The 26,293-nt window shown below is 68.9% G+C and carries 28 protein-coding genes and 1 pseudogene; 17 read left to right on the plus strand and 12 right to left on the minus strand.

Going from position 1 to position 26,293, the window contains the following annotated elements:
* Positions 1-15 precede the first annotated feature (15 nt).
* Both FHS97_RS13665 and FHS97_RS17795 read right to left on the minus strand, forming a co-directional pair.
* A complete protein-coding gene (locus FHS97_RS13665; protein WP_184038896.1) occupies positions 16-345 on the minus strand; it encodes a DUF4019 domain-containing protein in 330 nt (109 codons plus the stop codon).
* A 328-nt stretch (positions 346-673) separates the two neighbouring features.
* Positions 674-931, minus strand: a pseudogene (locus FHS97_RS17795) (LuxR C-terminal-related transcriptional regulator); the annotation flags it as partial.
* Here FHS97_RS17795 and FHS97_RS13675 point away from each other — a divergent pair.
* Positions 912-2,219 carry an ATP-binding protein gene (locus tag FHS97_RS13675; RefSeq protein WP_184038899.1) on the plus strand — a complete coding sequence of 436 codons (1,308 nt, stop codon included), beginning with the start codon at positions 912-914 and terminating at the stop codon, positions 2,217-2,219. The pseudogene FHS97_RS17795 and the gene FHS97_RS13675 overlap by 20 nt on opposite strands.
* Entirely contained in the window at positions 2,216-2,746 is a 531-nt protein-coding gene (locus FHS97_RS13680; RefSeq protein WP_184038902.1) for a response regulator transcription factor, read from the plus strand. Before FHS97_RS13675 ends, FHS97_RS13680 begins: the two co-directional genes overlap by 4 nt.
* 136 nt (positions 2,747-2,882) lie before the next feature.
* Here FHS97_RS13680 and FHS97_RS13685 read toward each other — a convergent pair whose 3' ends face one another.
* The 4 genes from FHS97_RS13685 to FHS97_RS13700 form a co-directional block, all read right to left on the minus strand.
* Positions 2,883-3,626: a MauE/DoxX family redox-associated membrane protein gene (locus tag FHS97_RS13685; protein ID WP_184038905.1), complete on the minus strand. Its 744-nt coding sequence runs from the start codon at positions 3,624-3,626 to the stop codon at positions 2,883-2,885.
* A 19-nt stretch (positions 3,627-3,645) separates the two neighbouring features.
* Complete coding sequence (locus FHS97_RS13690) at positions 3,646-4,650, minus strand: glycosyltransferase family 4 protein (protein WP_184038908.1); 1,005 nt, start codon at positions 4,648-4,650, stop codon at positions 3,646-3,648.
* 59 nt (positions 4,651-4,709) lie between these two features.
* Positions 4,710-6,293, minus strand: a complete 1,584-nt coding sequence (locus tag FHS97_RS13695; protein WP_221233317.1) for an alpha-amylase family glycosyl hydrolase — start codon at positions 6,291-6,293, stop codon at positions 4,710-4,712.
* Positions 6,294-6,483: 190 nt separating this feature from the next.
* Positions 6,484-7,053, minus strand: coding sequence for a CAP domain-containing protein (locus FHS97_RS13700; RefSeq protein WP_184038911.1), 570 nt, complete (start codon positions 7,051-7,053; stop codon positions 6,484-6,486).
* Positions 7,054-7,145: 92 nt separating this feature from the next.
* On the opposite strand from FHS97_RS13700, the gene hemW reads away from it, so the two are divergent.
* Positions 7,146-8,330 carry a radical SAM family heme chaperone HemW gene (gene hemW / locus FHS97_RS13705; RefSeq protein ID WP_184039152.1) on the plus strand — a complete coding sequence of 395 codons (1,185 nt, stop codon included), beginning with the start codon at positions 7,146-7,148 and terminating at the stop codon, positions 8,328-8,330.
* Positions 8,331-8,475: 145 nt separating this feature from the next.
* Here the strand turns inward: hemW and FHS97_RS13710 are convergent, their stop codons facing one another.
* Positions 8,476-9,636 (minus strand): Gfo/Idh/MocA family protein, encoded by a 1,161-nt coding sequence (locus FHS97_RS13710; protein ID WP_184038914.1) that lies wholly within the window; start codon positions 9,634-9,636, stop codon positions 8,476-8,478.
* 115 nt (positions 9,637-9,751) lie between these two features.
* On the opposite strand from FHS97_RS13710, the gene FHS97_RS13715 reads away from it, so the two are divergent.
* From FHS97_RS13715 to FHS97_RS13750, 8 genes are all read left to right on the plus strand, one after another.
* Positions 9,752-10,132: a c-type cytochrome gene (locus FHS97_RS13715; RefSeq protein ID WP_184038916.1), complete on the plus strand. Its 381-nt coding sequence runs from the start codon at positions 9,752-9,754 to the stop codon at positions 10,130-10,132.
* Positions 10,133-10,146: 14 nt separating this feature from the next.
* Positions 10,147-11,190 carry a sugar phosphate isomerase/epimerase family protein gene (locus tag FHS97_RS13720; protein WP_184038919.1) on the plus strand — a complete coding sequence of 348 codons (1,044 nt, stop codon included), beginning with the start codon at positions 10,147-10,149 and terminating at the stop codon, positions 11,188-11,190.
* Between the two features lie 101 nt (positions 11,191-11,291).
* Positions 11,292-12,557, plus strand: a complete 1,266-nt coding sequence (locus FHS97_RS13725) for an MFS transporter (protein WP_221233300.1) — start codon at positions 11,292-11,294, stop codon at positions 12,555-12,557.
* Positions 12,554-13,462, plus strand: coding sequence for a hydroxypyruvate isomerase family protein (locus tag FHS97_RS13730; protein WP_184038925.1), 909 nt, complete (start codon positions 12,554-12,556; stop codon positions 13,460-13,462). Before FHS97_RS13725 ends, FHS97_RS13730 begins: the two co-directional genes overlap by 4 nt.
* Before the next feature lie 34 nt (positions 13,463-13,496).
* Positions 13,497-14,072 carry a gluconate 2-dehydrogenase subunit 3 family protein gene (locus FHS97_RS13735; RefSeq protein ID WP_184038927.1) on the plus strand — a complete coding sequence of 192 codons (576 nt, stop codon included), beginning with the start codon at positions 13,497-13,499 and terminating at the stop codon, positions 14,070-14,072.
* Positions 14,069-14,905 carry a sugar phosphate isomerase/epimerase family protein gene (locus tag FHS97_RS13740; protein ID WP_184038930.1) on the plus strand — a complete coding sequence of 279 codons (837 nt, stop codon included), beginning with the start codon at positions 14,069-14,071 and terminating at the stop codon, positions 14,903-14,905. Before FHS97_RS13735 ends, FHS97_RS13740 begins: the two co-directional genes overlap by 4 nt.
* Positions 14,906-14,931: 26 nt before the next feature.
* Positions 14,932-16,611 (plus strand): GMC family oxidoreductase, encoded by a 1,680-nt coding sequence (locus tag FHS97_RS13745; RefSeq protein WP_184038933.1) that lies wholly within the window; start codon positions 14,932-14,934, stop codon positions 16,609-16,611.
* Positions 16,612-16,890: 279 nt separating this feature from the next.
* On the plus strand, positions 16,891-17,913 hold the full coding sequence (locus tag FHS97_RS13750; RefSeq protein ID WP_184038936.1) for a LacI family DNA-binding transcriptional regulator: 1,023 nt from the start codon (positions 16,891-16,893) through the stop codon (positions 17,911-17,913).
* A gap of 66 nt (positions 17,914-17,979) precedes the next feature.
* Here the strand turns inward: FHS97_RS13750 and FHS97_RS13755 are convergent, their stop codons facing one another.
* Positions 17,980-18,477 carry a hypothetical protein gene (locus tag FHS97_RS13755; protein WP_184038939.1) on the minus strand — a complete coding sequence of 166 codons (498 nt, stop codon included), beginning with the start codon at positions 18,475-18,477 and terminating at the stop codon, positions 17,980-17,982.
* Between the two features lie 57 nt (positions 18,478-18,534).
* Entirely contained in the window at positions 18,535-18,873 is a 339-nt protein-coding gene (locus tag FHS97_RS13760; protein ID WP_184038942.1) for a DNA primase, read from the minus strand.
* A gap of 120 nt (positions 18,874-18,993) precedes the next feature.
* On the opposite strand from FHS97_RS13760, the gene FHS97_RS13765 reads away from it, so the two are divergent.
* Entirely contained in the window at positions 18,994-19,962 is a 969-nt protein-coding gene (locus FHS97_RS13765) for an isopenicillin N synthase family dioxygenase (protein WP_184038945.1), read from the plus strand.
* Positions 19,959-20,201: a polymer-forming cytoskeletal protein gene (locus FHS97_RS13770; protein ID WP_184038948.1), complete on the plus strand. Its 243-nt coding sequence runs from the start codon at positions 19,959-19,961 to the stop codon at positions 20,199-20,201. Before FHS97_RS13765 ends, FHS97_RS13770 begins: the two co-directional genes overlap by 4 nt.
* Positions 20,202-20,283: 82 nt before the next feature.
* Here FHS97_RS13770 and FHS97_RS13775 read toward each other — a convergent pair whose 3' ends face one another.
* Positions 20,284-20,802 (minus strand): phosphoribosyltransferase, encoded by a 519-nt coding sequence (locus FHS97_RS13775; protein ID WP_184038951.1) that lies wholly within the window; start codon positions 20,800-20,802, stop codon positions 20,284-20,286.
* Positions 20,803-20,849: 47 nt separating this feature from the next.
* Entirely contained in the window at positions 20,850-22,052 is a 1,203-nt protein-coding gene (locus tag FHS97_RS13780; protein ID WP_246346672.1) for a penicillin-binding protein activator, read from the minus strand.
* On the opposite strand from FHS97_RS13780, the gene rsmI reads away from it, so the two are divergent.
* Positions 22,051-22,905, plus strand: coding sequence for a 16S rRNA (cytidine(1402)-2'-O)-methyltransferase (gene rsmI / locus FHS97_RS13785; protein ID WP_184038954.1), 855 nt, complete (start codon positions 22,051-22,053; stop codon positions 22,903-22,905). The two genes, FHS97_RS13780 and rsmI, sit on opposite strands and share 2 nt — an antisense overlap.
* A 119-nt stretch (positions 22,906-23,024) precedes the next feature.
* On the plus strand, positions 23,025-24,944 hold the full coding sequence (locus FHS97_RS13790) for a glycoside hydrolase family 84 protein (RefSeq protein ID WP_184038971.1): 1,920 nt from the start codon (positions 23,025-23,027) through the stop codon (positions 24,942-24,944).
* A 22-nt stretch (positions 24,945-24,966) separates the two neighbouring features.
* Here FHS97_RS13790 and FHS97_RS13795 read toward each other — a convergent pair whose 3' ends face one another.
* A complete protein-coding gene (locus FHS97_RS13795; RefSeq protein WP_184038974.1) occupies positions 24,967-25,167 on the minus strand; it encodes a hypothetical protein in 201 nt (66 codons plus the stop codon).
* A gap of 68 nt (positions 25,168-25,235) precedes the next feature.
* On the opposite strand from FHS97_RS13795, the gene FHS97_RS13800 reads away from it, so the two are divergent.
* Both FHS97_RS13800 and FHS97_RS13805 read left to right on the plus strand, forming a co-directional pair.
* Positions 25,236-25,865, plus strand: coding sequence for a hypothetical protein (locus FHS97_RS13800; protein ID WP_184038977.1), 630 nt, complete (start codon positions 25,236-25,238; stop codon positions 25,863-25,865).
* A gap of 42 nt (positions 25,866-25,907) precedes the next feature.
* Positions 25,908-26,282, plus strand: a complete 375-nt coding sequence (locus FHS97_RS13805) for a YraN family protein (RefSeq protein ID WP_184038980.1) — start codon at positions 25,908-25,910, stop codon at positions 26,280-26,282.
* Positions 26,283-26,293 lie beyond the last annotated feature (11 nt).

Genomic DNA, 26,293 nt, shown 5'->3' on the forward strand with positions numbered 1-26,293 from the left:
CGTACCCCGGTCGCATCATTTGATGAAATAGCCTGCCATCCGCCACGCCGTGCCTTCGCGAACCAGCGTTACCGTCTCGATCGCGCCGGCCTTGTTCGCGAAATCGGTACGGAATTGCAGCACCTCATATTCGCCCGTCGGCGCACCCGGCAGCGACGTGCTGTGCACCGCGCCGAGGAACCTCCGCGATGTCGACGTGCCCAAAGGTGCGCGCACCGTCTGGCTCATCGCCTGCCATTGCGGCGCGGTGATCTGCGACCGGAAGTCGGTAGCCGCGGCTTTCCAGCTTGCATCCCATTGCCCGTCGTCGAGCAGCTTCAGCCAGTTGCGGGCGGTCCCTTCCACGGCGGGATCGGACGGACGGCGCCCTGCGTCCACCGAGGTTTCCCGCGTCTGCGGCACCGGGGTCTTTTCCGTGTTGATGACGGCAACGACCGCAAAAGGCGGCGATCAACAATGACATGACGAACATTCCTCCACTCAGCCACGCGATCCGCGAGGTTCTGGCCTCGCGAACCGCTGTCGCAGCCGGAAGCATGCCGGCGCCGGTGTCGGTTACCCCTAAAGTGTCGTCCCCAAATTCTTCGGGGTGCGCCTGCTCCGCCGCCGCGAGCAGCCGTGCGGCCTCTCGACTGCTGGCGACCTGCATCTTCCGCCGCGCATCGCGCAGCCGTTCGTTGATCGTGTGGACCGACAGCCCGAGCGTGCGCGCGATCGACTTGGCGTCGTGACCTTTCAGCAAAAGTCGCAGCGTCTGCTTTTCACGATCGGTAAGCGTCTCGATGCGGCTTTGCATGAATTCGACTATCGTCCCTGTTCCCGGTGCCCCTGCGATCGGCGAGAGGAGGGTTCTGCCGCCGACCCGATCTGCGCAATAGCCTACCCGACCCGATCCGCCGTAAGGAGCGGAAATGGCCGCGTCTGACATCATCGCCGGAACCGGGCTGCGCGAGGACGCCGGACGGCGCAACGTGCGGCTGCTCTCGATCCTGCGCTGGCTCGCGGTCGGGGGGCAGCTCGCGACGATCCTGCTCGTCCATTTCATCGTCGGCGTGCACCTGCCGCTGGTGCCGATGCTCGGCGCGGTCGCGGTGCTGGTCGCGCTCAATCTCGCGATCGGACAGATCGTCGGGCGGCGGCCGATCACCTATGGCGCGCTGTTCGCGACGCTGCTGGTCGATGTCGCGTGCCTGACGACGCAGCTCTATCTCAGCGGCGGGGTCGGCAATCCGTTCGTGACCCTGTTCCTGCTTCAGGTCGTGATCGCCGCGCTGCTGCTGCGCGATCATGCGAGCTGGGCGATGGTCGCGCTCAGCAGCGCCCTGTTCGCCTGGCTGGCGCACGCCGCGCCGCCGTTCGCGCTGCCGCGCGGCTGGGCCTCGACGCTCTCGACCCCGTATATCTTGGGAAGCTGGTTCAATTTCACGCTCACCGCGACGTTGCTCGCGCTGTTCGTCACGCGGATCGTCCGCAACGTCTCCGAACATGACGCACGGCTCGCCGCGCTCCGCCAGCGCGCCGCCGAGGAGGAGCATATCGTCCGCATGGGGCTGCTCGCCAGCGGCGCGGCGCACGAACTCGGCACGCCGCTGTCGTCGATCGCGGTAATGCTGGGCGACTGGCGGCGCGAGCCCGCGATCGCTACCTCCCCTGCCTTGCTCGCCGATCTCGACGACATGCGCACCGAGGTGACGCGCTGCAAGGACATCCTCAGCCAGGTGCTGCTCGCCTCGGGCGAGGTGCGCGGGATGGGGCCGGTGCGCACCACGCTCAAGACATTCCTGTCGGGGATCGTCGGCGACTGGCGCGGCAAGACGCAGGTCGCCGCCGCCTATGAGCATCTGATGACCAGCGATCCGCGGATCGTCGCCGACAAGGCGCTGGCGCAGACGATCACCAATCTGCTCGACAATGCGCTGGAGGCGGGCGGTCGCACGATCGCGCTGTGCGCGTGGTGGGACGGTGACCGGCTCGTGCTGTCGGTGCGCGACGACGGCCGCGGCTTCGCGCCGGCGATCCTCGACGGGCTCGGCAAGCCCTATATGAGCACCAAGACGCGGCGCGGCGCGGGGCTCGGACTGTTCCTCGCGGTCAACGTGTTGCGGACGCTCGGCGGCACCGTCTCGGCGCGCAACCGCGAGGGCGGCGAAGGCGGCGGGGGCGAGGTGACGCTGACGCTGCCGATCGCGGCGATCTCGATCCCGGAGGAGGGCGCATGAGCGAGCGGCGGTTGCTGATCGTCGAGGATGACGCGGTGTTCGCGCGCACGCTGGCGCGCTCGTTCGAGCGGCGCGGCTATCAGGTGCGCGCGATCACCGATCCCGACGATCTCGACGCGGCGGTCGACGCGCTCAAGCCCGACCATGCGGTGGTCGACCTGCGGCTCGGCAATGCCTCCGGGCTGACGTGCGTGGCGCGGCTCCATGCGCTCGATCCGCAGATGCGGATCGTGGTGCTGACCGGTTTCGCCAGCATCGCCACCGCGGTCGAGGCGGTGAAGCTGGGCGCGACCAACTACCTGTCGAAGCCTGCCAATTCCGACGACATCGAGGCGGCGTTCCAGGCGAGCGGCGAGGGCGACGCCAGCGTCGAGCTGGTCGCGCCGCCGACCTCGCTGCGCACGCTGGAATGGGAGCATATCCACCAGACACTGGCGGACTGCGGGTTCAACGTCTCGGAGGCGGCGCGGCGGCTGGGGATGCACCGGCGCACACTCGCGAGAAAGCTGGGCAAGCGGCATCTGTAACGCCCGTCGCCCCTGCGAAGGCAGCGGCCCATGTCTCTGTCGTGCCGCGGCAAGCCTGACACACGAGAGACATCCATGTGTCAGACCTGACGCAACATTCGACAGACATGGGCCCCTGCCTGCGCAGGGGCGACGGTTACGAGAGGACCATCCACACTGCCATCGCGATCATCATGACATTCTCGGTCAGCGACACGAACCCCAGCGGCACCCGCGTCGCGCCGCCGACGCAGGCGCATTTCAGTTCGCGCCTGTCGACATAGACCGCCTTGAACACCGACACCGCGCCGACCGTCCCGATCAACAGCGCGACCGGCACCGCCAGCCAGTCCGCGACATGCGCGGTCATCAGCACCCCCGCCAGCCCCTCGGCGAACGGATAGACATAGCCGTAGCGCACCCAGCGCTTCGCCAGCAGATCGTAGTTGAGGAACATCGTCGAGAAGGTCTCGACATCCTGCAACTTGAGCAGCGCGAGCACGCACATGCTGAACGAGACGAACCATTCGGCGGCGCGCAGCGTCAGCGGGGTGCCGAACGCCGCGGTGCTCGCCGCCAGCGCCATCAGCGCGGTCATCGCGAACACCGCCAGCACCGGGCGATAGCTCGTCTGCCCCGGCGCGGGCACGTGGAGGCCGAAGAAGCGGCGCAGATCGTCATAGCCGCCGACCCGCTCGCCAGCGATGAACGTCTGCGGGGTGGTCTTGACGCCATATTCGGCCTTGAAGGCGTCGGTCTCCTCGCGGGTGCGCAACCAATGGTCGTCGACCGCATAGCCGCGCCGCTGCAACAGGTCCTTCGCCTTCACGCCATAGGGGCAGGTGTGCGTCGGCATCACCATCCGGTAGAGCGTGGCGCGCTTCGCGGTCGTCTGGGTCATGCCGTAAAGATAGACGCGGTCAGCCGAGAATGCGCCGGTAGAGCGCGATATAATCGTCGGCCATCCGGGCGACGCTGAACCGCTCGGCGACCGCGCGGCGGCAGGCGGCGCGGTCGATCTCGCCGGCGCGGTCGATCGCCGCGACCGCCTCGGCGGGGGTGTCGACCAGAAAGCCGGTCACGCCGTCCTCGATCAACTCGGGCATCGAACCGCGGCGGGTGGCGATCACCGGCGTCCCGCACGCCATCGCCTCGATCACCGACAGCCCGAACGGCTCGTCGAAGTTGATGAGGTGGAGCAAGGCGCGCGCCCTGCCCAGCGCTGCGACCCGCGCCTCGCCGCCGACCGCGCCATGATAGCGGATGCGATCGTCGAGCGCCGGCGCGACCGCGCGGTCGTAATAGCCTTGATCCTGGACGATCCCGTAGAGGTTCAGCGCCCGCCCCGTCGCGCGCGCCGCCGCGATCGCCTCTGCGGCGCCCTTGTCGGGATGCAGCCGCCCGAAGAACAGCAGATCGTCGCTTCCCGTGGCGTCGAAGCGGAAATCGTCGAGCGGGATGCCATGGTGGATCGTCGCGGCATAGCGCAGCGCGGAATGCCGGTCGGCATCGCTGATCGCGACATAATGCACCCGGTCCTGATAGGGCGCGTACATCGGCAGGATGCGATCCGAGGAAAAGCCGTGGATCGTCGTCACGACCGGCGTGTCGACCAGCGGCGCAAAGGCGTGCGCCGGAAAGTCCGCCTGGTTGTGGATCAGGTCGAACCGTGCCGCCTGCGCGAACAGGTGGCTGAGGTGGCGATATTCCCACACCTTCGCGTCGATGGCCGGATCTTCGGAATAAGGCGCGGGGACGACGCCGTCGAGCGTGGCGCTGGTCAGGCTGTCGAGCGTCGCAAACAGAGTCACGTCCACCCCGCGTTCGACCAGGGCTTCGGTCAGCAGATGCGTCACCAGCTCCCATGGTCCATAGTGGCGCGGCGGGGTGCGCCACGCGATCGGGGCGAGCATGGCGATCTTCATGAATGGTGGTCCTCGTTGCTTCCGCCTCGCTTGTCACCCGACTTTCGCCGGGGCGGCGGCTATGGTTTGAAGATCAGGCCTTCGTTGGCGTAGAGCATGCCGGGTTCGGGTGCGCCATCCAGTGTCGAGGCGAGCACGTCGCCGACCCAGTCGAAGGTTATGGCGCGCGCCGTCAGATTGAGCGCCACCCGCAGCACCTCGCCGCCGTGCCGTCGCTCATAGGCCAACACCCCGTCCGCCGCGTCGAGCAACCGGAAATTGCCGACCGCCAGCGCCGGGCGCGCACGACGCAGCGCCAGCAAGTGCCGGTACAGCATCAACATCGATCCGGGATCGGCCTTTTGCGCGGCGACGTTGCGGGTCGGCCAGTCGGGGTTGAGCGGTAGCCACGGCTCGACCGTCGAGAAACCGGCGAAGGGCGACGTATCCCACGGCATCGGCGTCCGCGACCGGTCACGCCCGATCCCGATCCCCGGCTGACGCAGCTCCTGCGGATCGCGGACGCGGTCGGGGGGGATGTCCACCGTCCCGATCCCCAGTTCGTCGCCTTGGTACAAGGTCGGCGTCCCGCGCAGCGTCAGCAGCAGCATCGCCGCGACCCGCGCCTGCGCCTCGCCGACGCGCGCGGCGATGCGCGGCGCGTCATGGCTGCCGATCACCCAATTGGGCCAGCCGTGCGCCGGCAGACTCGCCTCATAGGCGGCGACCATCGTGCGCAGCGTCGCGGCATCCCACGCATTCTCGATCAACTGGAAATTGAACGGCAAATGCACCTGCGGCCGCTCGGGCGTGCCATACCAGCGCGCGTGACGATCGTTGGGCAGGAAGATCTCGCCGATCAGCACGCGCCCCCGCCCCTCGGCCCCGTAAGCATCGGCGAGCGCGCGCATCTCCGCGGCGATCGCATGCGCCTCGGGCTGGTCGGTCGAATGCTGCTGGATCAACCGGTCGCGCTCGGTGATCCCCGGCCGCCAATAAGGGTTCACCGGATTGTCGGGAAAGCCATCCGCCTTGACGATATGCCACAGCACGTCGATCCGGAAGCCGTCGACCCCGCGATCGAACCAGAAGCGCATCGCATCGAGCATCGCCGCCTTGAGCGCGGGGTTGCGCCAGTTGAGGTCGGGTTGCTGCCTGAGGAAGGCGTGGAGGTAATACTGCCCGCTCGCCGGGTCATATTCCCACGCCGAGCCGCCGAAGTCGCTGATCCAGTTGTTGGGCGGCCCGCCATCGGCGGCGGGATCGCGCCAGATGTACCAGTCGCGCTTTGGGCTGTCGCGGCCGGAGCGGCTGTCGACGAACCACGGGTGCTGGTCCGAACTGTGGTTGGGGACGAAATCGAGCAACAGCCGGAGCCCGCGCGCATGGACCGCCGCCAGCAGCCGGTCGAACGCGGCCAGATCGCCGAACAGCGCGTCGATCGCGCAATAATCGGCGACGTCATAGCCGAAATCGGCCATCGGCGACGGAAAGACCGGCGACAGCCAGATCGCGTCGACCCCCAGCGCCGCGACATGATCGAGCCGCCGCTCGATACCGGCCAGATCGCCGACCCCATCGCCATCGCTGTCCTGAAAGGAGCGCGGATAGATCTGGTAGACGGTGCCGCTTTCCCACCACGGGTGATCGTGTCGCTCGCTCATCGCCGGCATAACCGCGCTCCACCCATTGCGATCCACGGCGTCGCGCCGGCGATCCGCCTGTGCGCCGGCAGCCGGCGTCACCCGGCCTTCAGCCATCACCGGCCCCGTTGGTCATCCCGGCGACGACCGAGGCGAGGTTCCGGTCGAAACGTCTTCGCCTCGTCCTGGCGACCCTGCCAGCCGATCCGGCCTAATAAGCGCGCCGCCCTGCGATCTCGCCGCCGGGATTGTAGCGACAGACGAGGAAATCCTGCGTCCGCCCGCTCTCCATCGCGCAGCCGACCTCGGTGGTCGCGCGCCAGACGATCTGCGCATAATGGACCGCGTCCTGCCAGCGGCCGGTGCGGCTGAACCGCGGGCTGCGGCGGTTGCGGAAGTAGCGACGCTCCTCGACCCAATAGCGCACCATCTCGCCATAATCGTAACCGTCCCGCGTTCCCGCGAAGAGATTCTCGCCCTGCCACGCATCGCCCGCGCGCTGCTCGGCATGGAACAGCCGCCCGCTGCGCGCCAGTTCCTGCGCATGACGGTCGGCAGCGGCCGCCAGCGCCGCGCTCCACGCCAGCGGCGGCAACCCCACCGCGCGACGCGCGCGGTTGTGCGCGTCGAGCATCTCGCGCTGGAGCAGCGACGCGTCGCGGACCGGGGCCGGTCGCCGAAGCCGCAGTTCGATCCCGCCGGCAACGGCCGGCGTAGCGGGGGTAAGGGCAAGCAGCAGCGCGACGAACGGGCGGACAGGCATCGCCGCGGCGGATGCCAAAGACGTTTCGATCGCGCAACAGCGTTTGCACCGTCGGCGCGGCGACGGTGGCGTTTGCCGCGACGAGCCGCCATATGCGCGCGATCATGGGCATGATCGACCTCATCCACCCCGACGCCGCGGCGCAGGACCGGGCGGCGCGCGCCGCCGCGCCGCTCGCGCTCTACATCCATTGGCCGTTCTGCGTTTCCAAATGCCCGTATTGCGACTTCAACAGCCATGTCCGCGCCACTGTCGACGAGTCGCTCTGGCACGACGCGCTGCTCGCCGATCTGGCGCACGAGGCGGCGCTGCTGCCGGGCCGGCGGCTGGGATCGATCTTCTTCGGCGGGGGCACCCCCTCGCTGATGCCGCCCGCCACCGTCGCCGCGCTGGTCGCGGCCGCGACCAGCGCATGGGCGCCGGTCGGCGATGTCGAGATCACGCTGGAGGCGAACCCGTCGTCGGTCGAGGCGGCGCGCTTCGCGGATCTCGCCGCCGCGGGGGTCAATCGCGTCTCGCTGGGGCTACAGGCGCTCGACGACGCGGCGTTGCGCTTTCTGGGACGGGCGCATGACGTGACAGAGGGACTCGGCGCGCTCGACGTGGCGCAGCGGCATTTCGCGCGGGTCAGTTTCGACCTCATCTACGCCCGCCCCGGCCAGACGCAGGCGGCATGGGACGCCGAGCTGGCGCAAGCACTGTCGTTCGGAACCGAGCATCTGTCGCTCTACCAGCTGACGATCGAGCCGGGCACGCGCTTCGCGACCGAGGCGGCGGCAGGGCGGCTGACGATCCCCGACGGCGATGCCGCGGCCGATCTGTTCGAGTTGACCCGCGCGCGCACCGCGGCGGCGGGGCTGCCCGCCTATGAGATATCGAACCACGCGCGCCCCGGCGCGGAGAGCCGCCACAATCTCGCTTACTGGCGTTACCGCGATTACGCCGGCATCGGCCCGGGCGCGCATGGCCGCCGCGACCATCTCGCGACCTTCCGGCGCAAGAAGCCCGAGAACTGGCTCGCGGCGGTCGCGCGCAACGGGCACGGGCTGGAGAGCGAGGAGCCGCTCGATGCGGCGACGCGCGTCGGCGAGGCATTGCTGATGGGGCTGCGCCTGCGCGAGGGCGTCGACGTGGCGGCGATCGCGGCGGCGGGCGGGATGCGCGTCGAGGACATCGTCGATCTCGCCGCGATCGCCGCGCTGCCCGCGCTGATCGTCCGTGAAGGCACTCGCCTGCGCGTCACCGAGGCAGGGATGATCCTGCTCGACGCGATCCTCCCGAAGGTGGTGCGCTAGGGAGCCGGTATCCTACCCTCCGTCGCACCGGACTTGATCCGGGGCCCCGCTTCTTCTTGGCGACCAACGTAAGAAGCGGGATCCCGGATCGAGTCCGGGATGACGGGATGAGGCAAGTGGCTGGCCCGGCCAGCAATGACGGGGATCAACCCGCCAGCCCGCTCCACTTCTGGTCGGACGCGGCGTTGGCGACCACCGCCTCGACGAACGCCATCGTCCGCACGCCGTCGGCCGTCCCCGGAAACCATGCCGCCGCGCCGCGCGCGGCGACCGTGTCGCCGCCGCGGATCGTCGCCGCGACCGAGCGATAGATGTTCGCGAACGCCTCGATATAGCCTTCCGGATGCCCGGCCGGCGTGCGGATGCGGCCCAGCGTCGTCTCGGCCATCCCCGGCCCGCCGGTGCGCACCAGCTCGGCCGGCCGGTCGAGCCAGCGCAGCGTCAGCGTGTTGGGCTCCATTTGCGCCCAGTCGAGCCCGCCCTTCTCGCCGTGGATGCGCAGCCGCAGGCCGTTCTCGTCGCCCGCCGCGACCTGCGTCGCCTTCAGCACGCCGCGCGCGCCGCCCGCGAAGCGCAACAGCACGCTGACATCGTCGTCGAGCCGCCGCCCGGGCACATGCGTCGTCAGGTCGGCGCACAGCGATTCGACCTGCAACCCGCTGACATGCTCCGCAAGCTGGAAGGCGTGCGTGCCGATGTCGCCGAGGCACCCGCCCAGCCCGGCGCGCGCCGGGTCGGTCCGCCACTCGGCCTGCCGATTCCCTTCGCGGTCCAGCGCGCTGCTCAGCCACCCTTGCGAATATTCGACCTGCACCAGCCGGATCGCCCCGAAATCGCCGCGCGCCACCCGCGCGCGCGCTTCCTCGACCAGCGGATAGCCGCTGTAGGTGAAGGCCAGCGCATAATGCCGCCCGCTGCGCTCGGCCGCGGCGGCGATCGCCTGCGCTTCTTCCAAGTTCAGCGACATCGGCTTTTCGCAGATGACGTGGAAGCCCGCGTCGAGCGCCGCGATCGACATCGGCGCATGGAGGTGATTCGGTGTCACGATCGCTACCGCGTCGATCCGTTCGCCCTCCGGCAGCGCACGCTCGGCCGAAAGCAGCTCATCAATCGAGCCATAGACGCGTCCCGCATCGAGACCGAGCAGGTCGCCGGTGCGCGTATTGCGGCCCGCATCGGTGCTGAACGCGCCCGCGACCAGCCGCCAGTCGCCGTCGATGCCGGCCGCCATCCGGTGGACCGCACCGATGAACGCGCCTTCGCCGCCGCCGATCATCCCGAGCTTAAGTGGTTCTACCCGCGCCATTCATCCTCCCGTCATCCGCATACCTTCATTACGAAGACCGTAACGTCGGCCGCCTTGCTATCGCCCGGTTTAGCGGTAAACTGGCGGCAATCAATTCGGGTTTGGAGAGTATGCGATGAAGTTGATCGCCGGTCTGGCCGCCGCGCCAGTCGCCGCCATTGTCGCGCTGGTGGTTTCCGCCCCCGCGCCGGCGCAGCAGAACGGGCAGCAGGCATTCGCCGCCTGCAAGGCCTGCCACACGCTCCACAAGGGCGAGCGCAACGGCATCGGCCCGAACCTCGCCGGTCTGTTCACCCGTGCCCCCGCCTCGGCGCCGGGCTTCAACTATTCGGCCGCCTTCAAGAAGGCGCAGCTGAAGTGGAACGACGCGTCGCTCAACGAATATCTCGCCGCGCCGCAGAAGAAGGTGCCCGGCACCCGGATGCCGATCTCGACCCCCGATCCCGCCAAGCGCGCCGCGATCATCGCCTATCTGAAGTCCGAGACCGCCAAGTGAGCGGCGGCGGCACCATGCGCGGCCCGGGCGTGTTCCTCGCGCAGTTCATGGGTGACGCCGCACCGTTCGACACGCTCGACAATGCCGCGCGCTGGATGGCCGAAGCCGGCTACGAGGGCGTGCAGATCCCGACCCGCGACGAGCGGTGCATGGACCTGAAACTCGCCGCCGAGAGCCAGGATTATGCCGACGAGCTGGTCGGACGTTGCCGCGAGGCGGGCGTCGCGATCACCGAATTGTCGACGCACCTGCAAGGCCAGCTCGTTGCGGTCCACCCTGCATACGACACCGCCTTCGACGTCTTCGCGCCGGAGGAACTCCGCGGCAAGCCGGGCGAGCGTCAGGCATGGGCGGTCGACCAGCTCAAGCTCGCCGCCAAGGCGAGCCGGCGGCTCGGGCTCGACGCGCACGCCACCTTCTCGGGCGCGTTCGCCTGGCCGTTCGTCTATCCGTGGCCGCAGCGCCCGGCCGGGATGGTCGAGGACGCGTTTGCCGAATTGGGCAAGCGCTGGACCCCGATCCTCGACGCGTTCGAGAACGAGGGCGTCGATCTCTGTTTCGAGCTGCACCCCGGCGAGGATTTGCACGACGGCACCACCTTCGAGCGGTTCCTGGATGCGGTCGGCGGGCACAAGCGCGCCAACATCCTCTACGATCCCAGCCACTTCGTGCTGCAGGCGATGGACTATCTCCAGTTCATCGACTTCTACCACGACCGCATCCGCATGTTCCACGTCAAGGACGCGGAGTTCAACCCGACCGGCAAGGCCGGCGTGTACGGCAGCTATTCGGACTGGGTCGACCGCCCGGGCCGCTTCCGCTCGCTCGGCGACGGGCAGGTCGATTTCGGCGCCATCTTCTCGAAGCTGACGCAATATGGCTATGCCGGCTGGGCGGTGCTCGAATGGGAATGCTGCCTGAAGCATCCCGAGGATGGCGCGCGCGAAGGCGCTCCGTTCATCGCCGCGCACATGATCCGTCGCCCCGAACGTGCCTTCGACGATTTTGCGGGCGGGTCCGATCCGGCCGCGAACCGGCGCTTGCTCGGGCTCGACTGATCGGCCAGACTGCAAAAATCAGATAAAAGAATCGTGCGATCGTAAAGGGGTAGAGGGTGCAGACAGAGGCAGCGGCGTTTACGGGACAACATCGGTCCCGCTTGTTCTGGCTGAGCGTGCTGGCGCTGACCACCGCGGCGGTCAGCGCGTCGCTGCGTGCGGCGATCGCCAGCAGTCTCAAGGCGCAGTGGATCGACCCGATCGCCCCCGTCGAGGCCGGCGAACTGATCGGCGCGGCGCTCGGCTCGGCGTTCCTCGGCTTCGCGATCACGCTGTTCGTCGCCAGCGCGCTGCTCGACAAGATCGGCGCAAAGCGGATCGTGATCGGCTCTGGCATCTGCTTCATCCTCGGCACCGCGCTGATCGTCGGCGCGGGCGCGATCGCGACCGGCATGACGATCTACTCGCTGGTATGGCTGGGCATGATGCTCAGCGGGATCGGCTGGGGTCTCGCCGAATCGTCGATCAACCCGCTGACCGCGCGCCTCTATCCCGAAGAGACCACGCATCGGCTGAACGTGCTCCACGCCTGGTATCCGGGCGGGCTGATCATCGGCGGCCTGGCGGGCGTGTTCCTCGCCAACGTTTTGCCGTGGCAGGCGATCATGGGGCTGGTGTTCCTCCCCGCGATCGGCGTCGTCATCATCGGCGCGACCACCACCTTCCCCCCCGCCCCCGCGGCGGTCGAAGGCGAGAGCTTCGGGACGATGATCGGCGAGGTGTTCCGCCGCCCAAGCTTCTTCGTGTGGTTCGGCGCGATGTTCCTCACCGCCTCGTCGGAGCTGGCCCCGGGCCAGTGGCTCGATGTCGCGCTCACCAACCGCGTCGGCATGCGCGGCATCCTGCTGCTCGTGTACGTCAGCGCGCTGATGTTCGTGTTCCGCCACTTCGCCGGGCGGCTGGCGGGCAAGCTGTCCAATCCGGGCTTGCTGTGGATCTCCAGCCTGCTCGCCGCGATCGGGCTGTTCCTGCTGTCGCGCGCGCAGTCGCCGGTCGCGGCGCTGGTCGCCTCGACCGTCTGGGGCCTCGGCGTCTGCGCGATGTGGCCCACGATGCTCGCCTCGGTCGCCGAACGCTATCCACGCGGCGGGGCATGGGCGCTCGGGCTGGTCGGCTCGGCGGGCGCGCTGGCCAGCTTCTTCGTGCTCCCGGCGCTCGGCGGGATGTTCGACGAAGCCAAGGTGCGGCTTGCGGGCGGGCCGGAGGCGTTCAAGCAGCTGACCGGCGAGGCGCTGCGGCAGGTCGAAGACGCCGCCGCGTCGCAGTCGTTCGCCAAGCTCGCGCTGGTCCCGATCGTGTTGCTGTTCGTGTTCGGCGCGATCTGGCTGTCCGAGCGCCGCCGTCGCGCGACGGTCGCCGCGGCATGACCCCGTCGCGCCGCACGGTTCTGGCAGGCGCCGCCGCAGCGGCGCTGTCGTCGTCGGCGCAAGGGCAGGCGCGCGCGAGCAACGCCGCGACCTTCTCGCTCAACTACGCGCCGCACGAGGGCAGTTTCGCGAGCCGCGGCGACCGGCTGGAGCAGATCGCCTTCGCCGCCGATCAGGGCTTCCGCGCCTGGGAGGACAATGAGGCGCGCAGCCGCAGCGTCGCCGAGCAGGACGCGATGGCGAAGGCGCTGCAACGGCGCGGGATGACGATGGGCGTGTTCGTCGCGTCGATGCCGAAATGGTCGGCGTTCCGCCCGGTCTTCGGCAGCGACGACGGTGCGGAGCGCGAGGCGTTCCTCGCCGACGTCCGTGCGTCGATCGAGGTCGCCAAGCGGCTGAACGCGAAGCACATGACCGTCGTCACCGGCTTCGTCGACCACAAGGTGCCGATCGAGATCCAGACCGGGCGGGTCATCGACCTGATGCGCCGCGCCGGCGACATCCTCGCGCCGCACGGCCTGGCACTGGTCATGGAGCCGCTCAACACGCGCACCGATCATCCCAACGTCTATATGCGCTCGTTCGCGGCCGGCTATGCGGTGGCGCGCGGCGCGAACAGCCCGGCGGTCAAGGTGCTCGCCGATTGCTATCACGAGCAGATCCAGTCGGGGAACCTGATCCGCTCGCTCGGCATGATCTGGGACGAGGTCGGCTATATCCAGTTCGGCGACAATCCCGGCCGCAAGGAGCCCGGGACCGGCGAAGTCAACTTCAACAACATCGTGCGCTTCCTGCGCGAGCGTCGCTACGGCGGCGTGATCGGCATGGAACATGGCAATTCGCAGGCGGGACGCGCGGGCGAGGAGCGGTTGATCGCCGCTTACCGCGCGATCGACGCGGCATGAGCCGGCGCAGTATCAGCATTACGGGAGAGGGTGAGTGATCGACAGACGACAAGCCTTGGGCGGCATCGCCGCCATGTTCGGAGCGTCCTTGTACGCTCCACTGGCACGCGCGGCGACCGCCGCGGCGGCAAAGGGTGGCGGTATCCCCGTCATCAGCGAGGGGCCGCCCAGCGTGCAGGTGTTCACGCCGGCGCAGCGCGCGCTGATGAGCGCGCTCAGCGATCGGGTGATCCCGACCACCGACACGCCGGGCGCGATCGCCGCCGGGGTGCCGGAATATATCGAGAAGCTGCTCGCCGACTGGTCGACCCCCGCGGATCGCGTGCCGATCATCGCCGGGCTCGACGCGATCGCGGCGCGCGCGCAGGCCGATTACAAGAAGCCCGCGGCGCAGCTCACCCCGGCCCAGCACGACGCGCTGCTGACGCTGGCGATGGACGACAAGCTCCCCGGCGGCGCGGCGTTCTTCGGCCCGTTCCGCCAGATGGTGATCGCCGGTTATTACACCTCGGAGATCGGCATCACGCAGGAGCGCGAATATCTGCCCGTGCCCGGCAGCTATGACGGCGCCTTCCCTTATTCCAACGTCAACAAGGTCTATTCCTCATGATCGCCAACCGTCGCAACGTCCTCGCCGGTGCGGGCGGCCTCGCCGCGCTCGGGCTGTTCGGGGTCTCGGCGCAGGCCGCGCAGCTCGGCGCGATCGGGCTCCAGCTGTATACCGTCCGCGAGCTGTTCGGGCCGGACCCGATGGGCACGCTCGAGAAGGTCGCCAAGATCGGCTATCGCGAAGTCGAATATGGCGGTGGCGGCTATGACAAGATGGACCATGCCGCACTGCGCCGCACGCAGGACCGGCTCGGGCTCAAGGCACCGTCGGTGCACGTCCCGTACGAGTGGCTGCTCGCCGATTTCAACGCCGTGGTGAAAATGGCCAAGACGCTGGGGGCCGACACGGTCATCCTGCCGTACATGAACGACCAGCATCGCAACGAGGCCGCGTGGAACACCGCGTTGAAGGACTTCAACCGGTTTGCGCGCGATCTGAAGAAGGCCGGGCTGGCGTTCGCCTATCACAACCACGATTTCGAATTCACCGTGAAGCCGGGCGGCGTGTCGCTCTACGACCGCCTGCTCAAGGAAACCGACCCGGCGCTGGTGAAGATCGAGCTCGACCTGTTCTGGGCGATCACCGCCGGACAGGATCCGGCGGCGCTGATCCGGCGGCTGGCAGGGCGCATCTACGCCTATCACGTCAAGGACAAGCGCGCCGACGGCAGCATGTGCGCGGTGGGTGAAGGCAAGATCGACTTCGGCGCGATCTTCAAGCTGAACCGCATCGCGGGCGTGAAGCACTTCTACGTCGAGAACGACGAGTGCCCGGCCCCCTACCTGCCCGACATCACCACCAGCTTCAACACGTTGCGCAAGCTGACGTTCTGATCGCGCCGACGGAGAGGATTTTACACATGGCAGCGACCGATACTTTCGACGCGATCGTCATCGGCTCCGGCGTCAGCGGCGGTTTCGCCGCGAAGGAGCTGACCGAAAAGGGCCTGCGCGTCCTGATGCTCGACCGTGGCATCATGGTCGAGCATGGCGAGGGCTACCCCTATGACGGCAAGCCCGCCTATGAGGTGCCCGCGCGCAACTCGATGCCGCCCGCGGTGATGGAGAGCGATTACTTCATCACCAAGCACGGCTATGTCACGCCCAGCAACCGCAAGTTCTACAACGACGACCGGCTGAACCCCTATGCCTATGACGAGGGCAGCAAGTTCTACTGGATCCGCCCGGCGGCGGTCGGCGGCAAGTCGCTGATCTGGGGCCGCTGGACGTTCCGCTGGGCGCCGGAGGATTTCGAGGCCAACAAGCGCGACAACGTCGGGATCGACTGGCCGATCCGCTACGAGGACGTCGAGCCCTGGTACAAATATGTCGAGAATTACATCGGCGTGTCGGGCTCGCGCGAGAATTTGCCGCAGCTGCCCGACAGCGACTTCCAGCCGCCGATGCAGATGAACATCGCCGAGAAGTGGGTGAAGCCGCGGCTTGAGTCCAAGTTCCCGGGGCGCAAGCTCATCAACACGCGCCTCACCAACATGACCGAGGACAAGCCGGACCAGAACCGGACGAAGTGCCAGTATCGCAACCAGTGCGGTAACGGCTGTTCGTTCGGCGCCTATTTCTCGACCCAGGCGGTGACGCTGCCGGCGGCGCGGGCGACGGGCAAGCTGACGCTGCGCTCCGACGCGGTCGTCACCAACCTCGAATATGATGCCGCGAAGAAGCGCGTGACGGGCGTCCGTTATATCGACGCCAAGACCGGGCAGGCGCAGGTGGTGAAGGCGCGGATGGTGTTCCTGTGTGCCTCGGCGCTCGCGTCGGTGCAGATCATGATGAACTCGAAGCGTCCCGACGGGCGCAGCTGGTTCGACAGCAGCAACACGCTCGGCAAATATGTGATGGATCACATCTTCCGCGTCAGCATCGGCGGCAACATCCCCGGCATGACCGAATATATCGAGTACGGTCGTCGTCCGGGCGGCGTCTACATCCCGCGCTTCCGCAATGTCGGCGGTGACGAGGGCGTCGGATTCAAGCGCGGCTACGGCTATCAGGGTTCGGCCTATCGCTCGCCCGCCGGCCCGGTCGGCTTCGGCAAGTCGATGAAGGACGGGATGCGCAAATATGGCGACTGGCAGTTCGGGATGACCGCGTTCGGCGAGTGTCTGCCGTACGAGGACAATCGCGTCTCGCTGCATCCGACCAAGGTCGATCGCTTCGGCGTGCCGCTGATGGTGTTCAATGTCACCTTCCGCGACAACGAGCTGAAGATGATGGCCGATGCGCGCGAGCAGGGCGAGGCGATGCTGCGCGGCGCCGGGCTCACCGACGTGACGAGCCGCGAGGGCGAGCACGTTCCGGGCGATGCGATCCACGAAATGGGCGGCGCGCGCATGGGCGCCGACCCGCGCACCTCGGTGCTCAACAAGTGGAACCAGGCGCATGACGCACCGAACCTGTTCGTCACCGACGGCGCGCAGATGGCGTCGGTGGCGTGCGTCAACCCATCGCTGACCTTCATGGCGATGACCGCCCGCGCCTGCGACAATGCGGTCAAGCTGATGAAGGCCGGCACCATCTAAAGCGTTATCGGAGTGGGTTGGATCATCGGCACGGAGGTGATTTGGTGGGATGCAAGGCGAGCGGAGGGAGCGATGCCCAAGCATCGTGACCGACGAGCAACACGGCATTCCGCCAAAGGTGCCCCCCCGCGCGGCGGTCGCCCGTAGGGCGATGACGATGGTTCAACCTGCTTCGGTAACGCTCTAGGGCCGGGCCTTGCCGCCGCCGTCATCGCGCCGCACACGGGCGGCGCAAGCCCGCCCCATGCGGCGCGATGACGGACGGCACCGGGCTTCTGCATGAGCGAGCGCCGCCGACAGGGCGTCACGATCCGCGCGGTCGCCGAGCGCGCGGGCGTTTCGGCGATGACCGTCTCCAACGTCATTAACCGCGCCGGGCGCGCCAGCCCGGCGACGGTGGCTGCGGTCCATGCCGCGGTCGCCGAATTGGGCTATGTTCCCAATGTCGTCGCGCGGCGGCTCGCGCGCGCGCGCGCCACCACGGTCGGGCTGCTCTATAGCGGGACACGCGCACCGTTCCTCGACGCGATCCTCGTCGGCGCGCTGCGCGCCACCAATGCGCGCGGGCTGCAATTGCTGCTCCACGAGGAGGCGCCCGGCACGCGCGACGCCGCCGAAGCGGCGGTACGATCACTTGCCCGCGGCGGGGCGGACGCATTGCTGCTGGTGCCGCCGTTCGCCGAATTGCTGCACGACTCGCCGATCCTGCAGGAGCTGGCGCTCCCGGTCGCGGCAATCGCAATCGGCCATGTCATGCCTGGGATCGCGACGGTGCGGATCGACAATCGCGCGGCGATGGCGGAGCTGACCACGTTGATGATCGCGCGCAACTATCGCCGCATCGCGCTGATCGCAGGCAACCCGCGCCATTCCGACAGTGCGCCGCGGGTGCAGGGCTACCACGACGCGCTCGCCGCGCATGACATTGCCGCCGACCCGGCGCTGATGATCGCAGGCCGCTTCGACCGCAGTTCGGGCGAGGAAGCCGCGCATGCGCTGCTGACCGGCCCGGTACGGCCCGACGCAATCATGTGCAGCAACGACGACATGGCCGCGGGGGTGATTGCGGAGGCGCACCGCCACGGCCTGGTGCTGCCGCGCGACCTCGCCGTGACCGGGTTCGACGACACCACGCTGGCGGCGCGGATCTGGCCGCCGCTCACCACCGTCCGCCAGCCGGCCGAGGAAATGGCTTTCCGCGCCGCCGAGCGGCTGATCGGCACCGGCGATAGCGGCGAGGCCCCGACCGATATGATCGTGCCGCACGCGATCATCGAACGCGAGTCGACGCCGCTGCGGTGACGACGGTCGGCTGTAGCTTATCGTCGCCCGAAATTGATTGGCGGCCTTGGCGACAGGTCGGTCAGCTCAAGGATGCACCCGCCCGGCGAGCACCGGATCATCGAGATCAATCGCGACGCGCTTCGACCGGTCGGCCTTGTGCTTTCCGCTTTTGGCGACGCCTTTCACCGCGTCGCCGATCAGCAGCACCGGATCGGTCGCCTCCCCCGGTCGCTCGCAACAGCTGCCCGGCGCGACCGCCTTCTGAACACCACGGACCAGCGCCACCGCCGGCCCGAGGATGTTGAAACCGACCGTGCATCCCTCCATCCGCGCCGTACATGGCGCGGTGCCGGCACGCAGCGCACCGATGCCGGTCATGTCGCGGTTGACCGGGCGCGGTCCTGGCGAGACCGCTTCATCGGGAAATGGCAGCGCCTGCGCTGGCAGTGGATCAGCACACACCACCACTTCGCTCTGTTCGCTACGGCGGACGCATGGCTCTTCAGCAACTGGCGCGAGGATCGAGCGCCGGGTCGGCACGGCCGGGGCAGCGGCCTGCAGCAGGATCGCGACAATCAGCATCGCCGCGCATCCTGCTCAGGCGAACGGGCGCGGTCAACCGACCGCTCCCGCGCCGGGTCAGGGACGCAGCGCCGTATCGTCGCGGTCGTCGAGTTCGTCGTCTTCGACGCTGCCGTCGTCGAACTCGGCCTGCACCTCGTCCTCCGCGACATCGCTTTCATCTGCATCGACATCGCCGTCCTGCCGCGCGACCTCGCCGTCGGTCATCACCAGCTCGTCCTCGTCCTCGGCGTCATCGTCGCTGCCGATATCGGGATCGAGGTCGACGATGATTGCGCCGTCACTGGGTCCGTCGCGGGTCGCCTCGAGGATCTCTGCGCGCTGACTCTCGTCATAGCCATCCTCGTCATAGCCGTCGTCGCCCGAGCCCTGACCGTACACTTGATGCCCGCCCATCGCGCAGTTCCTCCAATCGTTACGCCGATCGAACGGCAGACGCACCCCGCCGGTTCCGGCGGCTGGCGTCCACTGGCGGGAGCGCTTACCTAGAGCGTTCAGAATCACGGACGAATGACCATGCTCGATACTCCTGCCGCCCCCGATACGGCCGACGTTCCGACGCTCAGCCTCGCCGATCAGGCGCGCGACCCCGATGCGTTCGCCGCCGCGCTGGGCGGGTCTTTCGAGCGCTTCGGCTTCGCGATCGTCGCCGATCACGGCGTTCCGCAGCCGCTGATCGACCGCGCCTGGGCAGAGACCGCCGAGCTGTTCGCGCTGCCCGAGGAGGAGAAGCGCCGCTATCACACGCCCGGCGGCGGTGGTGCGCGTGGCTACACGCCGTTCAAGACCGAGATCGCCAAGGACGCGCGCCACGTCGATCTCAAGGAATTCTGGCACGTCGGGCGCGAGCTGCCCGAAGGGCATCGCTACGCCGCCGATATGGCCCCGAATGTCTGGCCCGAACGCCCCGCCGGTTTCCGCGACACCTTCATCGAGCTGTTCGCCGCCTTTGACCGTGCCGGCGACCGGCTGCTGGCGGCGATCGCGCGCCACCTCGGCCTCGCGCCCGACTGGTTCGATCCGGCGGTGAAGGACGGCAATTCGGTGCTGCGCCTGCTCCATTACCCGCCGATCCCGGCGGACGCCAAGGGGGTGCGGGCCGGCGCGCATGAGGACATCAATCTCATCACGCTGCTGCTCGGCGCCGAGGAGGCAGGGCTCGAACTGCTCGACCGCGCGACGGGCCAGTGGCTCGCGGTCAAGCCGCCCGAGGGCGCGATGGTCGTCAACGTCGGCGACATGCTGCAGCGGCTGACCAACCACGTCCTGCCCTCGACCACGCACCGCGTCGTCAACCCGCCCCCAGAGCGCCGCGGACACTCGCGCTACTCGATGCCGTTCTTCCTGCATCCCGCGCCCGACTTCCTGATCGAGACGCTGCCGCAGACGATCACCGCCGCGAATCCGAACCGTTATCCAGAGCCGATTACCGCGCACGGCTATCTGCACCAGCGGCTGGTCGAGATCGGGCTCATCAAGCCATGAGGGAGCTGGCGGGGATCGTCAGCGGCGCGATCCGGCTCGACAGCGATGCCGACGTGTCGGGGATCGTCAGTGGCGACATCACGGTCGCGACCGGTTGCCGCGTCACGATCTCGGGCATGGTGCGCGGCGACATCACCGCCGAACCGGGCGCGCAGGTGACGATCACCGGGATCGTCAACGGCGCGGTTCATGCCGAGGGCGCGACGGTGCATGTGACGGGCATCGTTACGCTGCCATAATCATTGCGCGCGCAGCGAAGCAATCCAGGGCGTCCTGATCCAGCCCTGGATTGCTTCGCTACGCTCGCAACGACGTGAAACTTCAGGCCGTCCGTTCCGGCACCGCCGCGGCATCCGCCGCGATCGACGTCGCCGGCGCCAGCGCCTCCCACGGAAACACGAACCAGTCCTTGGTCACCGCGCGATCGATCGTCCGTGCCGCGAGGTCGACCTTCGCCGCCGAACCGCGATTGTCGATCAGCGTCGCGAAGCGCATCGCCCCTGCCGTGCCGCCCGCCTCCTCGAGCAGTCCGCGCAGCTTTGCGATCGTCCGCCCAGAATCGTTGATATCGTCGATGAACAGCAGCTTCTGCCCCTCGCGGGTCAGCGCGGCGAGCCGCTCGATCGCCGGGGCGGCGCGGGTGGTGTCCTGCGCCGAATAGTCGACCGACTGCATCGGCACGCCCGCCGCGTGGCTCAGATACACCGCGGGGACCAGCCCCCCGCGCCCGATCCCGACCAGCCAGTCGGGGCGCCACGTCGTATCGCGCGCGATCTTCGCGGCGAGCGTCCGGACATCGGCAATCAAATCGGCGTGGGTGACGGCGGTAAGGATCGGCATCCCGATCCCCTACACGACCGCCACCGCCATGCCATAGCCTGCGCTGGCTATTTTCCGTCAAAGCCGGTCGGCGCCGGCGACACCGTCACCGTGTCGCCACCGCGGATCTCCTGTACCGCCAGCGCACGCTCGGCGACGTTGTCGCGCCCGAACCGGAAGGCGCCGTCGATCCCGGCGAAGCCGTCGGCGTCGCGCAGCCGGTTCTCGGGGAACGGCGATCCCGGCCGCCATTCGCGCGCGATCCGCACGACCAGCAGCACCGAATCATAGCCGAGGCTCGACAGCCGGTATGGCGCGGTGTTGAACCGGGCGCGGTAATTGCGTGCATATTGGCGGTACAGCGTGTCGGGCACGCTCGCGAACCATGCGCCGTTCAGCACCGCCGACGCGCGCGCGCCGCCATCCGAATTCCACAGCTCGGTGCCCAGGATCTGCGTCGACGGGCTGTTGCGCCTCACCAGCGGCACCGCGGCCGCGGCGGTCGCGGCGCTGTCGGCGATCAGCACGCCGCCGAACGGCGCATCCTTCGCCATCCGCTGCACCGCCCCGCCCAGCGCACCGCTGCCGCGATCATAGGTCTGGAGCGACACGACCCGTCCGCCGGCCTGCTCGACCGCGCGCAGGAACGCCGCCGATGCGCGCTGACCGTACAAGGCGTTGGGCACCAGCCCGCCGAAATTGTCGATGCCGCGTCCGCGCGCATAGGCGACGACGCGCTCGATCGCCTGCGCGGGCGCATAACCCAGCACATAGGCGCCGTTGCCCGCCACCCCGGTGTCGTTCGAGAAGGACAGCACCGGCACCTTCGCCGCGCGCGCGATCGGCGCGACCGCGCGCACGTCCTCGGCGAGCAACGGCCCGAGGATCAGCTGCGCGCCCTCGCGGATCGCGCGGCTCGCCGCCGCCGCCGCGCCGGTCGCGGTGTCGTAGCTGGTGATCCGCACCTGCTGGTTGCGCGTGTCGAGCAGCGCGAGCTGCGTGGCATTGGCGAGACTGCGCCCGACCCCGGCGTTGCTGCCGGTCAGCGGCACCAGCAAGGCCACGCGGTTGCGCGCGGCATCCTGCGACAGCCCGGTCACCACCTCGGGCGCGGCTTCGCGCGGCGGCGGTGCGGGTTGTGTGGTCGGCGCCTGCTGCACCGGTCCGCGCGGCACCACCGTCGAACAGGCCGCGAGCAACAATGCCCCCGCGACCGTGATGACGCGCGACATTGCGCTCGACCATTGCGAACGCCCGATCGCCTCTGCCATGACTACTCCCGTGAACCCGTTGACCCCCGGCCTGTACATCGTCGCCACCCCGATCGGCAATCTCGGCGATCTTTCCCCCCGCGCCGCCGAGGTGCTCGCGGGGGCGGACGTGATCGCCGTGGAGGATACGCGCGTGACCGCCGGATTGCTCCGCCACATCGGCACCAAGCGGCCGATGACCCCTTATCACGATCACAATGCCGAGCATGTCCGCCCGCAGCTGATCGCCCGGATGGCCAGCGAGGTAGTGGCGCTGGTGTCCGACGCCGGCACGCCGCTGATCTCCGATCCGGGCTATAAACTCGTGCGCGACGCGCGTGCGGCCGGGCATCAGGTCGTCACCATCCCCGGTCCGTGCGCCGCGATCGCCGCGCTGACGCTTGCCGGGCTGCCGACCGACCGCTTCTTCTTCCTCGGCTTCCTGCCCGCGAAGGAACAGGCGCGCGCCGCCGCGATCGCGGAGGTCGCGGCAGTCCGCGCGACGCTGGTGATCTACGAATCGGGGCCGCGTCTGTCCGCCTGCCTGTCCGCGCTCGCCGACGGGCTCGGCGACCGCGAGGCGGCGGTGACGCGCGAAATCACCAAGAAGTTCGAGGAGGCGGTCACCGGCACGTTGTCGACGCTCGCCGCCCGCTACGCCGACGCGCCGCCCAGGGGCGAGATCGTCGTCGTCGTCGCACCCCCCGCCCCGCCGGCGCCGATGGCGATCGAGGATGCCGATGCCGCGCTTGCCGAGGCGCTCACGCGACTTCCGGCCTCAAAGGCCGCGGGCGAGGTCGCCAAGGCGTTCGGCGTCGACCGCAAGGCGCTCTACGCCCGCGCGCTGGAGATGAAGGGCGACTCGGTCGCGTAACGGCCCGTTGCCCGGACCTGGTCCGCGACGACGGTAGAGGCGAACGATCAGCGCGGTTGCGACAGGAGGAGCAACACCCTACGACATCGCCTAATACCAATATCATACCGGAGAACGACATGACCCGCCGCATCGGCCTGCCCCTGCTGGCCGCCACGCTCCTGTCGTCCACCCCGCTCGCCGCGCAGGTCGCGACCCGCCCGGCGATCTTCCCCGCACCGACCGAGCTGACGCTCGGCGCGGACACGATGACGCTCGGTCGGCGGGTCACGCTGGTCGCCGCCCCCGGCACCGACGCCGCCACCGTCGCGCTGGCCGCCCAGATCCTGCGCACCGCCGGGGTCGAGACGATCACCACCGCTCGCCGCCCCGTCACCGACGCCACGCAGCCGCAGATCGTGCTCGGGCTCGCCGATGCCGCGCTCGTCCGCACCGCGCTGTCGGGCACCGCGCCCGATACCGTGCGCGAGGGTTATACGCTCACGATCGCCCCCGCCACGAACACGGTGACGCTGGCCGGTCATGACGCCGACGGGCTGTTCCATGCGGTGCAGACGCTTCGCCAGCTGGTCCAGCGCCCCACGCTCCCCGCGCTGGTGATTCGCGACCATCCCGCGATGCCGGTGCGCGGCACGATCGAGGGTTTCTACGGCAAGCCGTGGACGATGGCCGAGCGCACCCGCCACCTCGACTTCCTCGCGACCGTCAAGGCCAATACCTATGTCTACAGCCCCAAGGACGACCCCTATGCGCGCGACCGCTGGCGCGAAGCCTATTCCGCCGAGACGCTGACCCAGCTCGGCACGCTGGCGGCGGCGGCGACGCGCAACCATGTCGATTTCGTCTACGCGATCTCGCCGGGGCCGAGCGTCTGCTTCTCCGCGCCCGCCGACCTTCAGGCATTGCGCACCAAGTTCGACGCGTTGCGCGCGATCGGCATCCATCGCTTCTACGTCGCGCTCGACGATATCGAGTATAAGAAGTGGAATTGCGACGCCGATCAGGCTGCGTTCGGCCCGTCGGGCGCTGCCGCCGCCGGCAAGGCGCAGGCGCAATTGCTCAACGCGGTGCAGGCCGACCTGACCCGCCGCGATCCCAAGGCGCCGCCGCTCATCATGGTGCCGACCGAATATTACGACGCCAAGGACACCCCCTACAAGGCGGCGCTGCGCGACAATCTCGATCCGAAGGTGGTGGTGCAATGGACCGGCACCGATGTCGTGCCGCCCGCGATCTCGGTCCCCGATGCCAAGGCCGCGACCAAGGCGTTCGGACGCAAGACGCTGCTCTGGGACAATTATCCCGTCAACGATTATGCGCAGACCACCGGCCGGCTGCTGATGGCCCCCTATGCGCGGCGCGAGGCGGGGTTGGCGGGCGAGCTGACCGGCATCCTGTCCAACCCGATGAACCAGGAAGCGCCGAGCCGCGTCGCGGTCACCGGCGTGCTGGCGTTCGCGTGGAACGACAAGGATTATGACGCCGAGCGGACGTGGCAGTGGTCGGCGCGCGAGCTGGCCGGGGGCGACGCGCGCGCGACGGACGCGCTGCTGACCTTCTTCGACACCCAGCATATGGCGCCGACCTTCGGCAGCCAGCCGTGGCAGGAACAGGCACCGCGGCTCCACGCCTTGCTCGACGCTGTCCGCACCGCGCTGGCGGATGGCGACGCCGGGACGCGCGCGCAGGCGATCGCCGACCTGACCCGCGCCGCCGACGATCTCGTCGCCGCCCCCGACACGATCCGCGCCGGGGTGGCGGACGCGTCGTTCACCGAACAGGCGCGCCCGTGGCTCGACGCGCTGGCGCTCTGGGGGCGCGCGCTCGGCCAGACCGCCGCCGGACTTGCTGCCGCCGATGCGGGCAGCCCTGCCGCCGCGCGCTATTTCGCCGACGCGCAACGCCTCGCGACCGACGCGGCCGCGGTCCGGACGATTCCCGGTGCGACGCGCTTCGACGGCACGATCCGCATCGCCGATGGCGTCCTCGACCGCTTCATCGCCGACGCGCCGGGCTTGATCGGAACGGGCGCGCGCTGACAGTTCAGCCGCGGTCGATAAGCTAGAAAATAAAGTCGCCTGATCGGAAGCGAACGATATCAATCATGTCGCGCCACAAAGCGGGTGCACCCGGCAGAATCCGCCATGTGCCGGCATTGCGGGATGCATTTGTAACTTGCAGGATCATCGCGCCGGATGATCCTGCACGTGACGAAAGCATCGCAAATGTTTGCTCTGCCGCGGATTTCTCGTCTTTCTCCACTTGCGCTGGCCACGCTCGCCCTGTGCGGCGGCGGATCGCAGGCGGCCCTGGCGCAACGGATCGCGCCGATGGCCACCGCCCCCGCCGGCGTGGCGACGGATCCGGTCCGCCTGTTCGATGACGCCGTCGGCAAGCTGCGCATCCCGGCGCAGGTCGTCGTCGGGACGCCACCCGTCGGACAGGCATTCGGCCATCCGGATGACGGCACGATCGTGGTCGACCGTCAGATGGTCGCGACGATCCAGACTTCACAAGAAGCGCTGGCGCTTGCCGCGATCCTGCAAAGCTATGCCGTCGACAGCCCACCGCCACTGCGCACGCGCGAGCATGTCAGCGCGGGCGAGATCGTCGCCGGCCTGCTCGCGGGCGCAGCGGGTTCAAGCCTCAACAAGCCCGGCAATCGCTACCGACAGCTCACCGCCGGCGAGCGACAGGCGCTCGAGAAACGGCAGGCAGCCGGGTGGCAGGTCGGCGGCGCGCAGACGCTCACCACGCACCAGGTGCAGGGGACCCGCGTGCTGACGATCCTCGACAAGGCCGGCGGATGCTCGGCCCCGCTGGCGACGCTGCTGCACCGGATCGCCGACCTTACAAACGACGGCGCGCCGGCCGCGGCCAGCCTGTTCGCGCGCGCGGTGCTCGGCGATGTCGGTGCGTTCCTCCAGCCCCCGGATGCGTCCTGCCTCCGCGGCAGGTGAAGCGACTTGCCCGCGCCCGCTTCCACCATTATCCTTCCCGCGATGCGCCCACCCCGCTCCACCGCCACCCGCCGTGTCGCGGAGGAGGCCGGGCGGCGCGGCGAGCGGCTTGCGGCATGGTGGCTGCGGCTCAAGGGCTGGCAGATCCTCGATCGCCGGGTGCGCACCCCGGTGGGCGAGGTCGACCTGATCGCCCGCCGCGGTACGCTGGTCGCGTTCGTCGAGGTCAAGACCCGCCGCACCCCCGCCGAACTCGACGCGGCGATCGACGAGCGCCGGCTCGCGCGCGTCGCCGCCGCGGCGGAGGTGCTGATGCCGCACTACGCCACCGCAGGCGAGGACATCCGCGTCGACGTGATCCTGCTCGCCCCCGGCACGCGCCCGCGCCACATCGAGAATGCATGGATCGGCTATTGACGGAGACGCCT

The organism is Sphingomonas endophytica, assembly GCF_014199415.1.
In the GTDB taxonomy this organism is placed as follows: Bacteria; Pseudomonadota; Alphaproteobacteria; order Sphingomonadales; family Sphingomonadaceae; genus Sphingomonas; species Sphingomonas endophytica.